This is a genomic window from Allobosea sp. NPDC055332 (genome assembly GCF_053645455.1).
The window spans coordinates 74,362-89,742 of sequence record NZ_JBSHMO010000005.1 but is presented as its reverse complement, the minus strand read 5'-3'; the positions used below and the strand labels follow the sequence as shown (position 1 = coordinate 89,742).

15 protein-coding genes are annotated in these 15,381 nt (G+C 64.9%); 9 read left to right on the top strand and 6 right to left on the bottom strand.

The genetic code is table 11. The annotated features are described in order from the left end of the window. The first annotated feature begins 18 nt into the window (after nt 1-18). Together secB and ACWIGM_RS25865 are read left to right on the top strand one after the other, a co-directional pair. Nucleotides 19-525, top strand: a complete 507-nt coding sequence (gene secB / locus ACWIGM_RS25870; protein ID WP_454028848.1) for a protein-export chaperone SecB — start codon at nt 19-21, stop codon at nt 523-525. A gap of 153 nt (nt 526-678) precedes the next feature. Beyond that, on the top strand, nt 679-1,422 hold the full coding sequence (locus ACWIGM_RS25865) for a TerC family protein (RefSeq protein WP_454028847.1): 744 nt from the start codon (nt 679-681) through the stop codon (nt 1,420-1,422). A 48-nt stretch (nt 1,423-1,470) separates the two neighbouring features. Here the strand turns inward: ACWIGM_RS25865 and dnaQ are convergent, their stop codons facing one another. The 5 genes from dnaQ to ACWIGM_RS25840 are packed head-to-tail and all read right to left on the bottom strand — an operon-like array spanning nt 1,471 to nt 5,117. Further along, the gene (gene dnaQ, locus ACWIGM_RS25860; protein ID WP_454028846.1) at nt 1,471-2,178 is read right to left on the bottom strand and encodes a DNA polymerase III subunit epsilon; all 708 of its coding nucleotides are present in this window, start codon (nt 2,176-2,178) and stop codon (nt 1,471-1,473) included. Between the two features lies 1 nt (nt 2,179). Beyond that, a complete protein-coding gene (coaE, locus tag ACWIGM_RS25855) occupies nt 2,180-2,791 on the bottom strand; it encodes a dephospho-CoA kinase (RefSeq protein WP_454028845.1) in 612 nt (203 codons plus the stop codon). A 22-nt stretch (nt 2,792-2,813) separates the two neighbouring features. Then, nucleotides 2,814-3,647 (bottom strand): shikimate dehydrogenase, encoded by an 834-nt coding sequence (locus tag ACWIGM_RS25850; protein WP_454028844.1) that lies wholly within the window; start codon nt 3,645-3,647, stop codon nt 2,814-2,816. Between the two features lie 19 nt (nt 3,648-3,666). Then, complete coding sequence (locus ACWIGM_RS25845) at nt 3,667-4,290, bottom strand: Maf family protein (RefSeq protein WP_454028843.1); 624 nt, start codon at nt 4,288-4,290, stop codon at nt 3,667-3,669. After that, complete coding sequence (locus ACWIGM_RS25840) at nt 4,287-5,117, bottom strand: pyruvate, water dikinase regulatory protein (protein ID WP_454028842.1); 831 nt, start codon at nt 5,115-5,117, stop codon at nt 4,287-4,289. The genes ACWIGM_RS25845 and ACWIGM_RS25840 overlap by 4 nt, the downstream gene beginning before the upstream one ends. Nucleotides 5,118-5,577: 460 nt before the next feature. Between ACWIGM_RS25840 and hemE the strand changes: the two genes are divergently transcribed. From hemE to rho, 3 genes are all read left to right on the top strand, one after another. Continuing rightward, a complete protein-coding gene (gene hemE, locus ACWIGM_RS25835; RefSeq protein WP_454028841.1) occupies nt 5,578-6,603 on the top strand; it encodes a uroporphyrinogen decarboxylase in 1,026 nt (341 codons plus the stop codon). 19 nt (nt 6,604-6,622) lie between these two features. Beyond that, nucleotides 6,623-7,048, top strand: coding sequence for a protoporphyrinogen oxidase HemJ (hemJ, locus tag ACWIGM_RS25830; protein ID WP_454028840.1), 426 nt, complete (start codon nt 6,623-6,625; stop codon nt 7,046-7,048). A 217-nt stretch (nt 7,049-7,265) separates the two neighbouring features. Next, complete coding sequence (gene rho, locus ACWIGM_RS25825) at nt 7,266-8,531, top strand: transcription termination factor Rho (protein WP_091835939.1); 1,266 nt, start codon at nt 7,266-7,268, stop codon at nt 8,529-8,531. A gap of 82 nt (nt 8,532-8,613) precedes the next feature. Here the strand turns inward: rho and ACWIGM_RS25820 are convergent, their stop codons facing one another. Then, nucleotides 8,614-10,611: a thioredoxin domain-containing protein gene (locus ACWIGM_RS25820; RefSeq protein WP_454028839.1), complete on the bottom strand. Its 1,998-nt coding sequence runs from the start codon at nt 10,609-10,611 to the stop codon at nt 8,614-8,616. A 32-nt stretch (nt 10,612-10,643) separates the two neighbouring features. Here ACWIGM_RS25820 and mnmE point away from each other — a divergent pair, with 32 nt between their 5' ends. From mnmE to ACWIGM_RS25800, 4 genes are read left to right on the top strand one after another with little or no spacing between them, the layout of a single operon-like run. Beyond that, entirely contained in the window at nt 10,644-11,948 is a 1,305-nt protein-coding gene (gene mnmE, locus ACWIGM_RS25815) for a tRNA uridine-5-carboxymethylaminomethyl(34) synthesis GTPase MnmE (protein WP_454028838.1), read from the top strand. Nucleotides 11,949-11,994: 46 nt separating this feature from the next. Continuing rightward, nucleotides 11,995-13,887, top strand: coding sequence for a tRNA uridine-5-carboxymethylaminomethyl(34) synthesis enzyme MnmG (gene mnmG / locus ACWIGM_RS25810; protein ID WP_454028837.1), 1,893 nt, complete (start codon nt 11,995-11,997; stop codon nt 13,885-13,887). Nucleotides 13,888-13,891: 4 nt separating this feature from the next. Continuing rightward, nucleotides 13,892-14,545, top strand: a complete 654-nt coding sequence (gene rsmG / locus ACWIGM_RS25805; RefSeq protein WP_454028836.1) for a 16S rRNA (guanine(527)-N(7))-methyltransferase RsmG — start codon at nt 13,892-13,894, stop codon at nt 14,543-14,545. Next, a complete protein-coding gene (locus ACWIGM_RS25800; protein WP_454028835.1) occupies nt 14,545-15,375 on the top strand; it encodes a ParA family protein in 831 nt (276 codons plus the stop codon). Before rsmG ends, ACWIGM_RS25800 begins: the two co-directional genes overlap by 1 nt. Nucleotides 15,376-15,381: the final 6 nt, after the last annotated feature.

The following is a 15,381-nucleotide window of genomic DNA, read 5'->3' as shown; positions in this document are numbered from 1 at the left end:
GATTTTCGTAAAGACAAGATGGGACCGATGGCCAACGAAAACGGCAACGGCGCCGGCGCCGCCGACCAGCAGGGGCCCAGCCTCAATACGCTGGTCCAGTACATCAAGGATTTCTCCTTCGAGAACCCCAATGCTCCCCGCTCGCTGATCCAGCAGCAGCAACAGCAGGGCGGGCCGCAGATCGGCCTGCAGGTCAACGTCCATGCCAATGCGCTCGGTGAGAACGACATCGAGACGATCCTGACGCTCGAGGGCAAGGCGACGCTGAACGACGAGACGCTGTTCGCCTTCGAGCTCAGCTATGCCGGCGTCTTCCGCATCCAGGGCGTGCCGCAGGAGCAGGTGCATGCGGTCGTGATGATCGACTGCCCGCGCCTGCTTTTCCCCTTCGCCCGCGCGATCGTCGCCGAAGCCGTGCGCAATGGCGGCTTCCCGCCCCTCTATATCGACCCGATCGATTTCGCGTCGCTTTACCGCCAGCGCCTCGAGGAGATGCAGGCGCAGCAGGGCACGCCGAACGCCTGAACAGCGGCTGGCATCGCGAATTTCGCTGGAAAGAGCCCTTCGGGGCTCTTTTTTGTTGGCCACAGCCGTTGTGGAATCACCAGATCGTTTCCATGTCCCGCGGGCCAGAGGCCGCCATTCCGGTGCGCCGTTCCCGCGAGGTTCACGACTTCCATGGATTCCCTTATGACGCTCGCCGCCGACCCAACTGTCTGGGCGGCGCTCGGCGCCCTGATCGCCATGGAGGTCGTCCTCGGTATCGACAACCTCATCTTCATCTCGATCCTGACCAACAAGCTGCCCGAGCATCAGCGTGCGCGCGGCCGGCGGATCGGCATCGGCCTGGCGCTGATCCTGCGGCTCGGCCTGCTCTCGACCGTGGCCTTCATCGTGCAGCTGACCGCCCCGGTGTTCTCGGTCTTCGGCAAGGCCTTCTCCTGGCGCGACCTCATCCTGATCGCCGGCGGCCTGTTCCTGGTCTGGAAGGCGACCAAGGAGATCCATCACAAGGTCGATCCCGATCACGGGCCTGACATGTTCGATGGCGGCGCGGCCGCGGCCGTGACCTTCGGCGGCGTGATCTTCCAGATCCTGCTGCTCGACCTCGTCTTCTCGATCGACAGCATCATCACCGCCGTCGGCATGACCGAGCATATCCCGGTGATGGTGATCGCCGTCATCGTCGCCGTGCTGGTGATGCTGCTCGCGGCGGACCCGCTGGCGCGCTTCATCGACAAGAACCCGACCATCGTGATGCTGGCGCTCGGCTTCCTCCTGATGATCGGCGCCACGCTGATCGGCGAAGGCTTCGGCGCCCACATCCCGAAGGGCTACATCTACGCCGCCATGGCGTTCTCGGCCTTGATCGAGGGGCTGAACATGATGTCGCGCCGCGCGAGCCGGAAGCGGGGCGAGTAACAGAAATCGCCATGCTCGGGCTTGGGGCCCGAGCATGGCGCTCTTGCCTCAAACGTCCTCGGGCACGCCGAGATAGCCGCGCCAGAGCGGCCCCTTGAGCTTCATCACGAAAGCTTCATGGGCCGCTCGCTCATCCGGCGTCAGCCGCGGAGCGAGCGGACGCTGGCGGACCGGGCGTTCGATTGTGACAGCGAGCCCAGCGCCTGCCTTGCCGGCAGCGGCACTGCCGAAGCCGAGGCTCGTCTGCTTGCCGCCGATCAGCTCGATATAGACCTCGGCCAGGATCTCGGAGTCGAGCAGCGCGCCGTGCTTGGTCCGGCGGCTGTTGTCGATGCCATAGCGGGCGCAGAGCGCATCGAGGCTGTTGCTGGCGCCGGGATGCTTGCGCCGGGCCATGGCGAGCGTATCGACCACGAGCGCGGGCACGATCGCCGGCAAGCCGAGCCGGCCGAACTCCATGTTGATGAAGCCGACGTCGAAGGCGGCGTTGTGGATGACGAGTTTGGCGTCCGCGATGAAGGCGGCGAAATCGGCAGCGATCGCGGCGAAGACCGGTTTGTCGGAGAGGAAAGCCTCGGACAGCCCGTGTACCCTGAAGGCGCCGTCCGGCATGTCCCGCTCGGGATTGATGTAGACGTGGTAATTGCGGCCGGTCGGGCAATGATTGAGCAGCTCGACGCAGCCGATCTCGACGATGCGATCACCCTTCAGCGCCTCGACGCCGGTGGTCTCGGTATCGAGAACGATCTCGCGCATGTCAGCCCGCCCTTTCGGTCCGGCCGAAGCGGCCGGCGACGGCATTGAGGATAGAGCGGACCTGATGCTCGGCCGCCACGAGCCCGCGCGAGGTGTCCACAAGGAAGTGGGCCCGGCGGCGCTTTTCGGCGTCCGGCATCTGACGGGCGAGGATCGCAGCGAACTTTTCCTCGGTCATGCCGGGACGGCTGAGGACGCGCTCGCGCTGAACTTCCGCCGGTGCGGTGATGACGACGACGGCATCGTAGCGCCCCTCCCCGCCGGTCTCGAGCAGGAGCGGTATGTCGAGCACGGCAACGGTCGCACCGCTCTTACGAGCCTCAGCCAGGAAGGCCTGCTCCTTGGCCCGGACCAGCGGATGGACGATGGCCTCGAGCTTCGCCAGCGCCTCGGGCCGCCCCAGCACCGCTGCCGAGAGCTTGGCGCGGTTGACGACACCATTCGCCGTCGTATCCGGGAAAGCCGCTTCGATCTGCGGGGCAGCGGCACCGGCGTAGAGATCGTGCACCGCTTGGTCGGCGTCATGGACGGGCACGCCGGCGGCGCGAAACATCTCGGATGTCGTCGACTTGCCCATGCCGATCGAACCGGTGAGGCCGAGCAAGAAGGTCATCGCAGCGGCTCCACCATCGTGCTCATTCCCGGGGAATATCGCCTTCGAGCTTCGCACGCAGCTCTGGCGTCACCTGCGGGCGGACACCGAACCAGCGCTCGAAACCCGGCACCGCCTGGTGCAGCAGCATGCCGAGCCCATCGACCGGAATGCCACCGCGCCGTCTGGCTTCGGCCAGCAGCGGCGTCTCGAGCGGCACGTAGACGATGTCGTCGACGATCGTACCGGGGCGCAAGGCGGAGAGATCGATCTCCAGCGGTGGCTGGCCGCGCATGCCGAGTGAGGTCGTGTTCACGATCAGATCGCTCTCACCCACCAGGGCCGAGATGTCCTGCCACGGCCGCGCCTCGACCGTCCCGGGCAACGATGCCGCCAGCTCGAGCGCGCGCTCGGGACTGCGATTGACCAAGAGGATGCGACCGAGCCTGCGCTCGGCAAGGCCATGGATTACGGCACGCGCCGCGCCACCGGCGCCGAGAATGAGCGCGGTCATGTTCCGCCCGGCCCAGCCCGGCACGCAGGTATCGAGATGGGCGAGGAAGCCATAGGCATCGGTATTGTCGCCATGGAGCCGGCCGCCTTCCATCCAGAGCGTATTGGCGGCGCCCATGGCCCGAGCTGTTCCGCTCACCTCATCCAGCAGCGGCAGCACGACCTCCTTGTTCGGCACGGTGACATTGCCGCCTGCGAATTCGCCGGCGCGCAGGCGGCCGATGAAGGCCGGCACCTCGGCAGGCGGAACATCGACGCGCTCATAGCGGCCGGCAAGGCCGTACTCGGCGAGCCAGTGACCGTGGATCAGCGGCGAGCGGGAGTGCGCGACGGGGTGGCCGATGATGAAGCAGCGTCTGGTCATGGGCGAGGCGATTTCAGCATCATGCGATGAGGTCGAGACCCCGGAGCGTGGCGAGCAGGCTCAGCATCGGCAAGCCGAGGATCGTGGAATGATCGCCTTCGATCGCCTCGAACAGATGGATGCCGAGGCCTTCGAGCTGGTAGCCGCCGACGCTGCTGGTTGCCGCGCTGCCGGCGAGCGCGACATAGTCCCTGATGAAGCCTGACGCCAGCGGGCGCATGACGAGCGTTGCGCTGCTGGTGCCGCGGCCGATGATCCAGTCATCGCGGACCAGGGTGAAAGCCGATGTGAGCTCGTGCTTGCGGCCAGCGAGCAGGGCGATCTGTCGCTCGGCGGCGGCGGCGTCCTCGGGCTTGTGGAAGGGCCGGCCTTCGCAAATCAGCATCTGATCGGCCGAGAGAATGATTCGACCCGGATGCCGAGGCGATACCGACAAGGCTTTCGCTTCGGCCAGGGCAGCAGCGACGCCCGCGGGTGGACCGCCCATGGCGAGGAAATCCGCTTCGATCCCGCGCTCGTCGACTGCCGGCTTGACCACCTCGACCGGAAGCGCTGCCCCCTCAAGCAGCTGCCGCCGGGTCGCACTGCCGGAGGCGAGGATCAGCGGGTTTTCCGCGCGCCAGAATGTCGCCTGGCCGGTCATGTTGCGATGAACTTCATGCGGTGATCACGCAGCAGATCGAGGATGCCGGCAGCCGTCTCCTCGATCGAACGGCGGGTGACGTCGATCACCGGCCAGCCTCTGCGGGCGCAGAGCCGGCGCGACTGAGTGATCTCGTCGGCAACGGCGTCGGGATCGACATAGGGCGTCTCGTCATCCGCCTTCAGCGACAGGAGCCGGTTCTGCCGAATCTGGATGATGCGTTCGGCGCTGGCAACGAGGCCGACGATCAAGGGCTTCTTCAGGCCCTCGAGCTCGACCGGCAGTGGCACGTTCGGAACCAGCGGGATGTTTGCGGTCTTAATGCCGCGATTGGCGAGATAGATGCTGGTCGGGGTTTTCGAGGTTCGGCTGATGCCGACGAGGACGACATCGGCGTTTTCGAGATCGCCGCCGAGCTGCCCGTCATCATGCATCAGCGTATAGTTCATCGCGTCGATGCGGCGGAAGTACTCAGCGTTGAGCATGTGTTGCGCGCCGGGACGCGGCGCCGAGGCCTGGCCGAGATAAGACTGGAACAGCGACAGCACCGGCTGCAGAACCGACAGACAGGGGCAGCCGATGTCACGGCAGAAGGCCTCGAGCCGCTCGGCCCATTCCGGCTCGACCAGGGTATAGAGCACGACGCCCGGCGAGGATTCGATCTCCGCGAGCACGCGCGACAACTGGTTCTCGGACCGGACCAACGGGTAGACATGCTCGATCGCCGAGACGGCCTCGTACTGTGCCGCGGCGGCGCGGCTGACCGCAATCAGGGTCTCGCCGGTCGCGTCGGAGACCAAGTGCAGGTGAAAATAATTGCGCGCCACGGCTTATATCGCCCCCGCCGGCCTTTTCTCCGGCTCAGCTCTAGAGCTGTTCAGCCAGCCTGGGAATCCCTTTTCGATTCGATGATGAGAGACCGGCAGGGATTCACATGGCTGGGACAACTGGGGATAACCGGGCGCTCCGAAAGGCCTGTCGTCAGGGGGTGGGAAAACCCGGGTCGCCGCTCAACAGGCATCGACCTGTGGGCGGAATCGGGATGTTTCACGTGAATCATTTTTGGACGCGGCGCCAAGCCGCGCCCCGGAGCGAAATCCAATTCGTTAAGAAACCCTTAAACACTGATCGGCTCGATCAGGCTCGCTCGGCTCGGGCGAGTGCGAGCTGTGGACCGGTTGTGGACAATCTTGGGGCGGGCTATGTGCCCCCATCCAAGAGTCAAAACAGAAGACTCTCTTAGAAAAGAATCTTTTAGGACGATGGGCGGATAGCCCGGTGCGCTTCATGACCCAAAGCCTTTTCCTGCGTGCTCTCTCGGGCGAGATCCTTCCCAAGCCACCACTCTGGCTGATGCGGCAGGCTGGCCGATATCTGCCGGAGTATCGCGAGCTTCGCGCCAAGGCCGGTGGCTTCCTTGATCTCTGCTACAATCCGGAATGGGCCGCCGAGGTCACCTTGCAGCCGATCCGGCGTTTCGGCTTCGATGCGGCGATCCTGTTCTCCGACATCCTGGTGATTCCGCATGCGCTTGGGCAGAAGCTCTGGTTCGCGCAAGGCGAAGGGCCAAGGCTGGAGCCAGTCGCCGATGTTGCCCGCTTCGGCGAGATCCGCGAGGAGATCGATCAGGAGGTGCTGGCGCCGGTCTACGAGACCGTCAAGCGGGTCAAGGCTGCTCTTCCCGATGGCACTGCGCTGATCGGCTTCTGCGGCGCGCCCTGGACGGTGGCGACCTATATGGTGGCCGGGCGCGGCACGCCCGACCAGGGGCCGGCCAAGGAGTTGTTCCAGCGTGACCCTGCTCTCTTCGCCAGGCTGATCGACAGACTCGTCGTCAACTCGGCTGCCTACCTCAACGCCCAGATCGATGCCGGTGTCGATGCCGTGCAGATTTTCGACAGCTGGGCGGGCTCGCTTGGCCCGGATGATTTCAAGCGCTGGTCGATCGAACCGACCAGGCGTATTGTCGAGCTGGTCCGGGCGCGCCATCCGCAAGCAAGGATCATCGGCTTTCCGCGTGGTGCCGGCGCCGGCATTCCGGATTATGTCCGTGCGACGGGCATCGATGCGGTCGGGCTCGAGACCGAGATCGACCGGAATTTCGTGTGCGCGGCGATCCAGCCGCTGGTGCCCGTCCAGGGCCATCTTGATCCGCAATTGCTTCGGACAGGTGGGCCGGAGCTCGATCGCGAGATCGAGGCGATCCGTGCGGCATTCGGCGATAGGGCGTTCGTCTTCAATCTGGGGCATGGCATCCTGCCGGACACCCCGATCGCCCATGTCGAGCGGCTGGTCGAGCTGGTTCGTGCCTAAAGCCTAGAGGACTGCCGCGATGGCTTACGAATGGATCAAGGCCTTCCATGTCATGGCGGTGATCGCCTGGATGGCGGGGATGCTCTATCTGCCACGGCTGATGGTCTACCATGCCGAGGCGCAGGTCGGATCGATCCAGTCCGAGACCTTCAAGATCATGGAGCGCCGGCTGCTCAAGGGGATCATCAACCCCTCGATGATCGTCGCCTGGGTGCTCGGGCTGTACCTTGCCTGGAGCGCGTTCGGCTTCAAGGGTGGCTGGCTGCATGGCAAGATCGCGCTGGTCCTTGTGCTGTCGGGCATTCATGGCTATCTCGCCGGCAGGGTCAGGGCCTTCGCTGAAGACCGCAATGACAAGCCGGCGCGCTTCTATCGTATCCTCAACGAGGTGCCGGCGCTGCTGATGGCTGGCATTGTCATCCTGGTGATCGTCAAGCCTTTCTGAGCGATTGCGGTTTCCCGCTTGAGCGGCGCAGGGAAAGCGGTTATCAAGCCTCTGCGCTTTTCTGTACGCGTCCTCCCTATCGTCGACGGCTCGTGCCGCGGCTGCTTTCTCGGCCGACACGACATCCTGACAAGCGGGCCTTCAGGCCCTTCGTCCCGTCGATCCCTCCACTGCCGTCTGGCCTGCCTGACCGCGGGCCTGTTACTCCGGGTACCCCATGCGGGAAATCAAACTCCACGAACTCAAGGCGAAGTCGCCGACCGAGCTGCTCACCTTTGCCGAAGGCATGGAGGTCGAGAACGCGAGCACCATGCGCAAGCAGGAGCTCATGTTCGCCATCCTGAAGCAGCTCGCCTCTCAGGAAACCGAAATCCTCGGCGAAGGCGTCGTCGAGGTACTGCAGGACGGCTTTGGCTTCCTGCGCTCCTCCGATTCCAACTACCTGCCGGGCCCAGACGACATCTACGTCTCGCCTTCGCAGATCCGGAAATTCGGCCTGCGCACTGGCGACACCGTCGAAGGCCCGATCCGCGGGCCCAAGGATGGCGAGCGCTATTTCGCCCTGCTCAAGGTCAACACGATCAACTTCGAGGATCCGGAGAAGATCAAGCACAAGATTCACTTCGACAATCTGACGCCGCTCTATCCCGACGAGCGGCTCAGGCTCGAGGTGCAGGATCCGACCAAGAAGGACTTTTCGCCGCGCGTCATCGACATCGTCGCGCCGATCGGCAAAGGCCAGCGCGCCTTGATCGTGGCGCCGCCGCGGACCGGCAAGACCGTGCTGCTGCAGAACATCGCGCAGTCGATCACGACCAATCACCCCGAGTGCTATCTGATCGTGCTGCTGATCGACGAGCGGCCCGAGGAAGTCACGGACATGCAGCGCTCGGTGAAGGGCGAGGTCGTGTCCTCGACCTTCGACGAGCCTGCGACCCGCCACGTCCAGGTCGCGGAGATGGTGATCGAGAAGGCCAAGCGCCTGGTCGAGCATGGCCGCGACGTCGTCATCCTGCTCGACTCGATCACCCGTCTCGGCCGCGCCTATAACACGGTGGTGCCGTCCTCCGGCAAGGTGCTGACCGGCGGTGTCGACGCCAACGCCTTGCAGCGGCCGAAGCGCTTCTTCGGCGCCGCCCGCAATATCGAGGAGGGTGGCTCGCTGACCATCGTCGCGACTGCGCTGATCGACACCGGCAGCCGCATGGACGAAGTGATCTTCGAGGAGTTCAAGGGCACCGGTAACTCCGAAATCATCCTCGACCGCAAGGTGGCCGACAAGCGCATCTTCCCGGCGATCGACATCATCAAGTCGGGAACCCGCAAGGAAGAGCTCATCACGCCGCGCTCTGACCTGCAGAAGACCTATGTGTTGCGTCGCATCCTCAATCCGATGGGCCCGCAGGATGCGATCGAGTTCCTTTTGGACAAGCTGCGCCAGACCAAGCAGAACTCCGAGTTCTTCGACTCGATGAACACCTGATCGGGTTCATCGCCTCAGCAGATTGGAAAGGCCCCGGGTCAGTGCCGGGGCCTTTTTCTTTGAGCGTTGTCCCGAGCAGAACTCAGCGGGCTCCAGCGACCGCCTCAGCCAATCGATTCGGCTCCGTGACGGGCGGCAGGCAGCGCCCATGCAGGCAAACGAAGGCGGCGCCTGTTCCCGCCTGCCTGGCATAGGCGTGGGCTGGATGCTCCGCTGGCAATCCGCTCGGATCGGGACAGTCGACCAGCATGGTCGTGAGATGCGGTAGTGCCAAGGCTGCTTGCCGGAATGCCTCTCGCTCCGGGCCGGCGAGCACGATCTCGACGCCGCTGCGGGCAAGGTCATAGGCGTTGAGCACCGAGCCATGCGCCAGCGGGGCATGGGCTGCCGCGGCCAATATAATCGCCAGGAACTGGTCGGCTCGTGCACGATCTTCGGGCTGGCCCGTCTGGGCCGCGATCCGCAATAGGTTGGCTGCGTGCAGGCCGTTGGCATTGGGCACGGCGTCGTCGTGAGTCGGCCTGGGTACGACTGGCAGAGCCGCGGAGTCGACCCGAGTCATCCGCAAGAGCCCTGATTCAGCCTCGCGGTAGTGCCGATCGAGATGACCACTCCAGCGTTCCGCGAGTTCGAGGTAGTGCCGCTCACCGGTGGCGTCGTGCAAAGCGAGGGCTGCTTCCGCCATGGCAGCGTGATCGAGCGCGAAACCCGGCGCGATCAGCCGGCCGGCACGGTAGGAATGGGCGAGGCCCGCGCCATCAGCCATGGATTCGGTAACGAAACGAAAAGCGTCGGCGGCGTGGTTGATCCAGTCCTTGCGGCCGAGGATGCCGCTGGCCCGGACGAGGCTGGAGATCATCAGCCCGTTCCAGTCGGCCAGGATCTTGTCGTCGCGCCCGGGCGGAACGCGCTGGGAGCGCACGGCCAGAAGGCGAGTGCGAAGCCCGGCAAGCTTGACCGCGATCTCCGGCGGGGGATCAAGCGTATCCAGCCGGTTGAATATGGCGTTGCCTTCCCAATTGCCGCCCGCGGTCACGTCGTAATAGCGGCCGATGAGGGCAGCGTCTTCCGGACCGAGAACCTCTGCCAGCTCTGCCAGCGTCCAGACGTAGAACTTGCCCTCCACCCCTTCGGAATCGGCATCGAGGCTGGCGGCGAAGGCGCCTTCCGGCAAAAGCATGTCGCGTTTCAGCCAGGCGACGATCCCATCTGCAGCCTCCAGCAGAAGGGGGTCGTGGGTCCGCGCCGCCTCGAGTGCGTAGAGCGGCAGCAGCTGGGCGTTGTCGTAGAGCATTTTCTCGAAATGCGGCACCAGCCAGCGCTCATCGACGGCATAACGGGCAAGGCCGCCGCCGAGATGATCGTGGATTCCGCCGCGCGCCATCTGCACCAGCGTGCGATTGGCGGCGTCGCGCGAGGCTTCGTCGCGAGTACGCTCCCCATGGCGCCAGAGCAGTTCGATCAGGCCCGGGTTCGGGAATTTCGGAGCGCCGCCGAGCCCACCATGGTCGCGGTCGAAGCGGCGCGCGATCTGACTGGCGAGGTGGTCGAGATCGGGTTCACTTGCTCCCGCGACCCGCTGCAGACTCTGCTGCAGGGCTTCAGCGATCGCCGAGGCATTGCGCCCGACGCGCTCGCGGTCGCTGCGATAGATGCCGGAGATCTGCCGGAGCACGTCACTGAAGCCTGGCCGCCCATATCTCGACGTCGGCGGGAAATAGGTGCCGCCCCAGAATGGTGCGCCCGCGCTGTCGAGGAACATGGTCAACGGCCAGCCGCCCTGCTCTCCGAGGGTGTGCAGCGCGCTCATATAGACGTGGTCGATGTCGGGTCGCTCCTCGCGATCGACCTTGATGTTGACGAAGAGCTCGTTCATCACCGCTGCGATGGCAGGGTTCTCGAAGCTCTCATGCGCCATGACATGGCACCAATGACAGGCGGCATAGCCGACGGAGAGCATGACGGGGCGATTGCTGGCGCGCGCCTCGGCAAAGGCTTCGTCACTCCACTCCCACCAGTCGACGGGGTTGTCCTGGTGCTGCAGCAGATAGGGACTGGCGGCGTGCTTCAGGCGGTTCATTGGCGGAACTCCAGCCCTGGCGGTATCGAGCAGTGAAAGCCTATCCGACGATTGTGGCGCTGTCCTCCGGTGCCGGGCGCGCTGGTGTCGCGGTGGTCCGGGTTTCGGGTGAGCGCGTCCGATTCGCTATCGAAACGATTGCTGGATCGGCACCCGAGGCGCGCAAAGCCGCCTACCGGGCGCTACGCGATCCCGCTGGCGGGATCATCGACCATGGTCTCGTGCTGTTCTTCCCAGGGCCAGCAAGCTTCACCGGGGAGGATGTTGCCGAGTTCCATATCCATGGCTCGCGGGCGGTGCTGTCGCGCTTGTTGGCGGTGTTGACCGCCCTGCCCGGCCTGCGCCTGGCGGAAGCCGGCGAGTTCACTCGCCGCGCTTTCGAGGCTGGCAAGCTGGACCTGGCAGCGGTCGAAGGCTTGGCCGATTTGATTGATTCGGAGACGGAATGGCAGCGCAGGCAGGCGCTGCGGCAGATGGAAGGTGCGCTCGGCCAGGCAGCGAGTGAATGGCGCAGCGCGCTGATCAAGGCGATGGTGCTGCTCGAGGCCGAGATCGATTTTTCCGACGAGGGCGATGTTGGCGGTCCGCTGATTGCCGAGGCGGTGGCTGGTGCGCGGGGCGTACTCGGTAGTCTACGGGTAGCGCTTGGTAGTTTCGCGGCCGGTGAGCGGGTTCGGGAAGGCTTTGTCGTGGTCCTTGCTGGTCCGCCCAATGCCGGCAAGTCGAGCCTGTTGAATGCGTTGGCACGCCGGGATGTCGCGATCGTCTCGCCGATTGCCGGTACGACCCGGGACGCCATCGAAGTCAGGCTGGATCTGGGCGGCATTCCCGTCGTTCTGGTCGATACGGCGGGTTTGCGCGAGAGCGGCGACGAGATCGAAGCGGAAGGCGTGCGGCGCGCCCGACAGAAAGCGGCCCATGCCGATCTGGTGCTACGCCTGCGGTCGCCCGATTCGGAGTCGGAACAAAGTGTTATCGGCACTACCGAGATCGCTGTCGCAACGAAGCTCGATCTTGGCGGTAGTGCTGCCGCCGAGGAGGTCGGTGTGTCCACTGTGACCGGGGCCGGACTGCCGGAGCTGATCGAGCTCATCGCGTCTCGCCTCGGCAAGCTCGGCCAGGTGGAGCCGGCGCTCGTCACGCGCGAGCGGCAGCGTGCCGCGGTGGCGGATGCTGCCGCTGCGATCGAACGCGCTATCCTGCTCCCGCATGAACAGCCTGAGCTCATCGCGGAAGAGCTACGCGTCGCAGTCAGGGGGCTGGAGCGGCTGATCGGCAAGGTCGATGTCGAGGATGTGCTCGACAGCCTGTTTTCCGGCTTCTGCATCGGCAAATAGGCGGTTTTCATTGACCTCGCGGCCAGGCTTGGCTAGCGAATTGCTCATGTCGAATGCGCAGGCGAACGGGCACTACGATGTCGTCGTGGTGGGCGGCGGCCATGCCGGGGCGGAAGCCGCGGCTGCGGCGGCGCGCGCCGGCGCCAGGACGGCCCTGATTACCCAGCAGATCGCGACCGTCGGGGCGATGTCCTGCAATCCGGCGATCGGTGGGCTCGGCAAGGGCCATCTCGTCCGCGAGATCGATGCCCTCGACGGGATCATGGCCCGCTGCGCCGATCAGGGCGGCATTCAGTTCCGCATGCTCAATCGGCGCAAGGGGCCGGCGGTGCGCGGGCCGCGCGCCCAGGCCGACCGCAAGCTTTATCGCGAAGCGGTTCAGGCTGCACTGGCGGCTCAGAATGGGCTTACCCTGATCGAGGACGAAGCGTTCGACCTGGAGATCGTTGCTGGCGAGGTCGCCGGCGTCGTGCTCGCGGATGGCCGTCGGTTCGCCTGCGGAACGGTCGTGCTGACGACCGGTACGTTCCTGCGGGGCCTGATCCATATCGGCGAGAAGAAGATCCCGGCGGGACGCGTCGGCGAGGCGCCGTCACTCGGCCTCTCCGCGACGCTGGAGCGGTACGACTTCCCGCTTGGCCGATTGAAGACGGGAACGCCGCCGCGGCTGGACGGCCGCACGATCGATTGGGCCAGGTTGGAGATGCAGCCGGGCGACGAGCCGCCGGAGCCGTTCTCGGCCATGACCGAGGCGATCACCACGCCGCAGATCAGCTGTGGTGTGACCCGGACGACGCTGGCGACGCACGAGCTGATCCGAGCCAATCTGCACCGGGCGCCGATGTTCTCCGGCCAGATCGAAGGACGTGGCCCGCGCTATTGCCCATCGATCGAGGACAAGGTCGGCCGCTTCGGCGATCGTGACGGGCACCAGATCTTCCTTGAGCCCGAGGGCCTCGACGATCCCACCGTCTACCCGAACGGAATTTCGACGTCGCTGCCAGAGGATGTCCAGCTCGGCCTGCTGAAGACGATCCCGGGCCTCGAGCACGCGGTGATGCTGCGGCCGGGCTATGCCATCGAATACGATTATGTCGACCCGCGTGCGCTCAGGCCGACGCTGGAGACGCGGATGATAGCGGGCCTCTTCCTGGCCGGCCAGATCAACGGCACCACAGGTTACGAAGAGGCAGCGGCGCAGGGCCTGCTCGCCGGGCTCAACGCGGCACGTCGCGCCGGCGGCAGTCAGCCGGTCAGCCTCGACCGGACGCAATCCTATATCGGCGTGATGGTCGACGATTTGGTGACGCGCGGCGTTACGGAACCGTATCGAATGTTCACTTCGCGCGCGGAGTTTCGGCTGTCGCTGCGAGTGGACAATGCCGATGAGCGTCTGACGCGGCTCGGCATTGAGCTTGGCGTCGTCGGTAGCGCCCGGCAGGAGCGCTATGAGCGTCGGCAGTCAGAGATCGTTAAGCTTACCGAACTCTTACGCGAGCGGACATTGTCGCCGAATGAAGCGGCGGCGGCTGGGTTGGAGATCAATCGCGACGGGATCAGGCGTTCGGCTTTCCAGATCCTGTCCTACCCGGCAGTCGATTTCGAAGCCTTGTTTCGGATCTGGCCTGATCTTGCTGGTTTCTCCGAGACAGTGCGGGCGCGTGTTGCAGCGGACGCGACCTATGCGGTCTATCTCGACCGGCAGGCGGCAGAGATTGATTCCTACCAGCGCGACCAGGCTTTGGCGCTGCCGGAGGATCTCGACCTCGACGGAATCTCTGGGTTGTCGAATGAATTGCGGCTGAAGCTGCGCGCGGCGTGGCCGAGCAATCTGGCGCAGGCGGGTCGGATCGAGGGGATGACGCCGGCCGCCTTGACCTTGTTGGCCGCACATGCGCGCAAGCGTCAGGTCGCGCGTAGCACCAGCGTCGAGGCATGAACCTGTGAGTTCTGTTGATAAGGCGGATAACTCCGACCGCCTCCGCGCTTTTCGCTTGACGCCTGTTTCACGTGAAACAGAGGAGCGCCTTGCCATTCTGGTCGGCGAGCTACGGCGCTGGCAGCAGGCAAAGAACCTGGTCTCGGGCGCGACGCTCGATGAGGTCTGGACTCGGCACATTGCCGATTCCTTGCAATTGCTCGCTCATGCGCCACAGGCGCGGCGCTGGCTCGATCTCGGTTCGGGTGGCGGTTTTCCCGGGCTCGTGCTCGGCATCCAGCTCGCCGAGCTGGGCGGCCATATCGACCTGGTCGAGAGCAATGCCCGCAAATGCGCCTTTTTGCGCCATGCCGCCCGAATGACCGGCGCACCGGTGACCGTCCATAACGCCAGGATCGAGGATGTCGTCGACGGCTTCGCCGGAAAGGTCGAGGCGGTGACGGCGCGGGCGCTGGCGCCGCTACCGCTGCTCCTCGACTGGTGCAAAGAGCTGTTGAGAACCGGGGTGACGGGAGTCTTTCCCAAGGGACAACATCTAGAGGCGGAATTGACCGCCGCGGCTAAATATTGGAAGATTCAGGCCACAACGTTTCCATCCTTAACGGATTCGGCGGCCGCCATCCTGGTGATCAGCGGCGCCGAGAAACGGGCCGATTGATGACCGATTCTCGCTCTATCACGCTTCCCACCGCGCGGCCGCGCGTGCTGGCACTCGCCAATCAGAAGGGCGGGGTCGGCAAGACCACGACCGCGATCAATCTGGGCACCGCTCTCGCCGCCATCGGCGAAAAGGTCCTGATCATCGATCTCGATCCTCAGGGCAATGCCTCGACCGGACTCGGCGTCGATCGCAAGAGCCGGAAGGCATCGACCTATGACGTGCTCTGCGGCGATATCGGGCTCGGCATGGCGATGCAGGCTACCGCCGTTCCCAATCTGTTCCTGGCGCCGTCAACGCTCGACCTTCTGGGTGTCGAGCTCGAGATTGCCAGCGCCAAGGATCGCGCTGCGCGCCTGAAAAAGGCGATCGACGAACTGGTCGACGATCAGCGCTGCAGCGACCTGACCTATATCCTGATCGATTGCCCGCCTTCGCTCAGCCTGATCACCATCAACGCCATGACGGCGGCGGATGCGGTGCTGGTGCCGCTGCAATGCGAGTTCTTTGCGCTGGAGGGTCTCAGCCAGCTGCTCAAGACGGTCGAGCAGGTTCGGGCAGGTCTGAACCCGCGCCTGATGATCCAGGGCGTCGTGCTGACCATGTACGACCCGCGCAACAATCTCTCCGGCCAGGTCATGGCCGATGTTCGCCATTTTCTTGGCGACAAGGTCTACGAGACTGTGATTCCGCGCAATGTGCGGATCTCCGAGGCGCCGTCCTATGGCAAGCCGGCGCTACTCTACGATCTGCGCTGCGCCGGTTCGCAGGCCTATCTGAAGCTGGCCTCGGAGGTGATCAAGCGCGAGCGCACGCTGCGCGCCGCCTGATCGGTA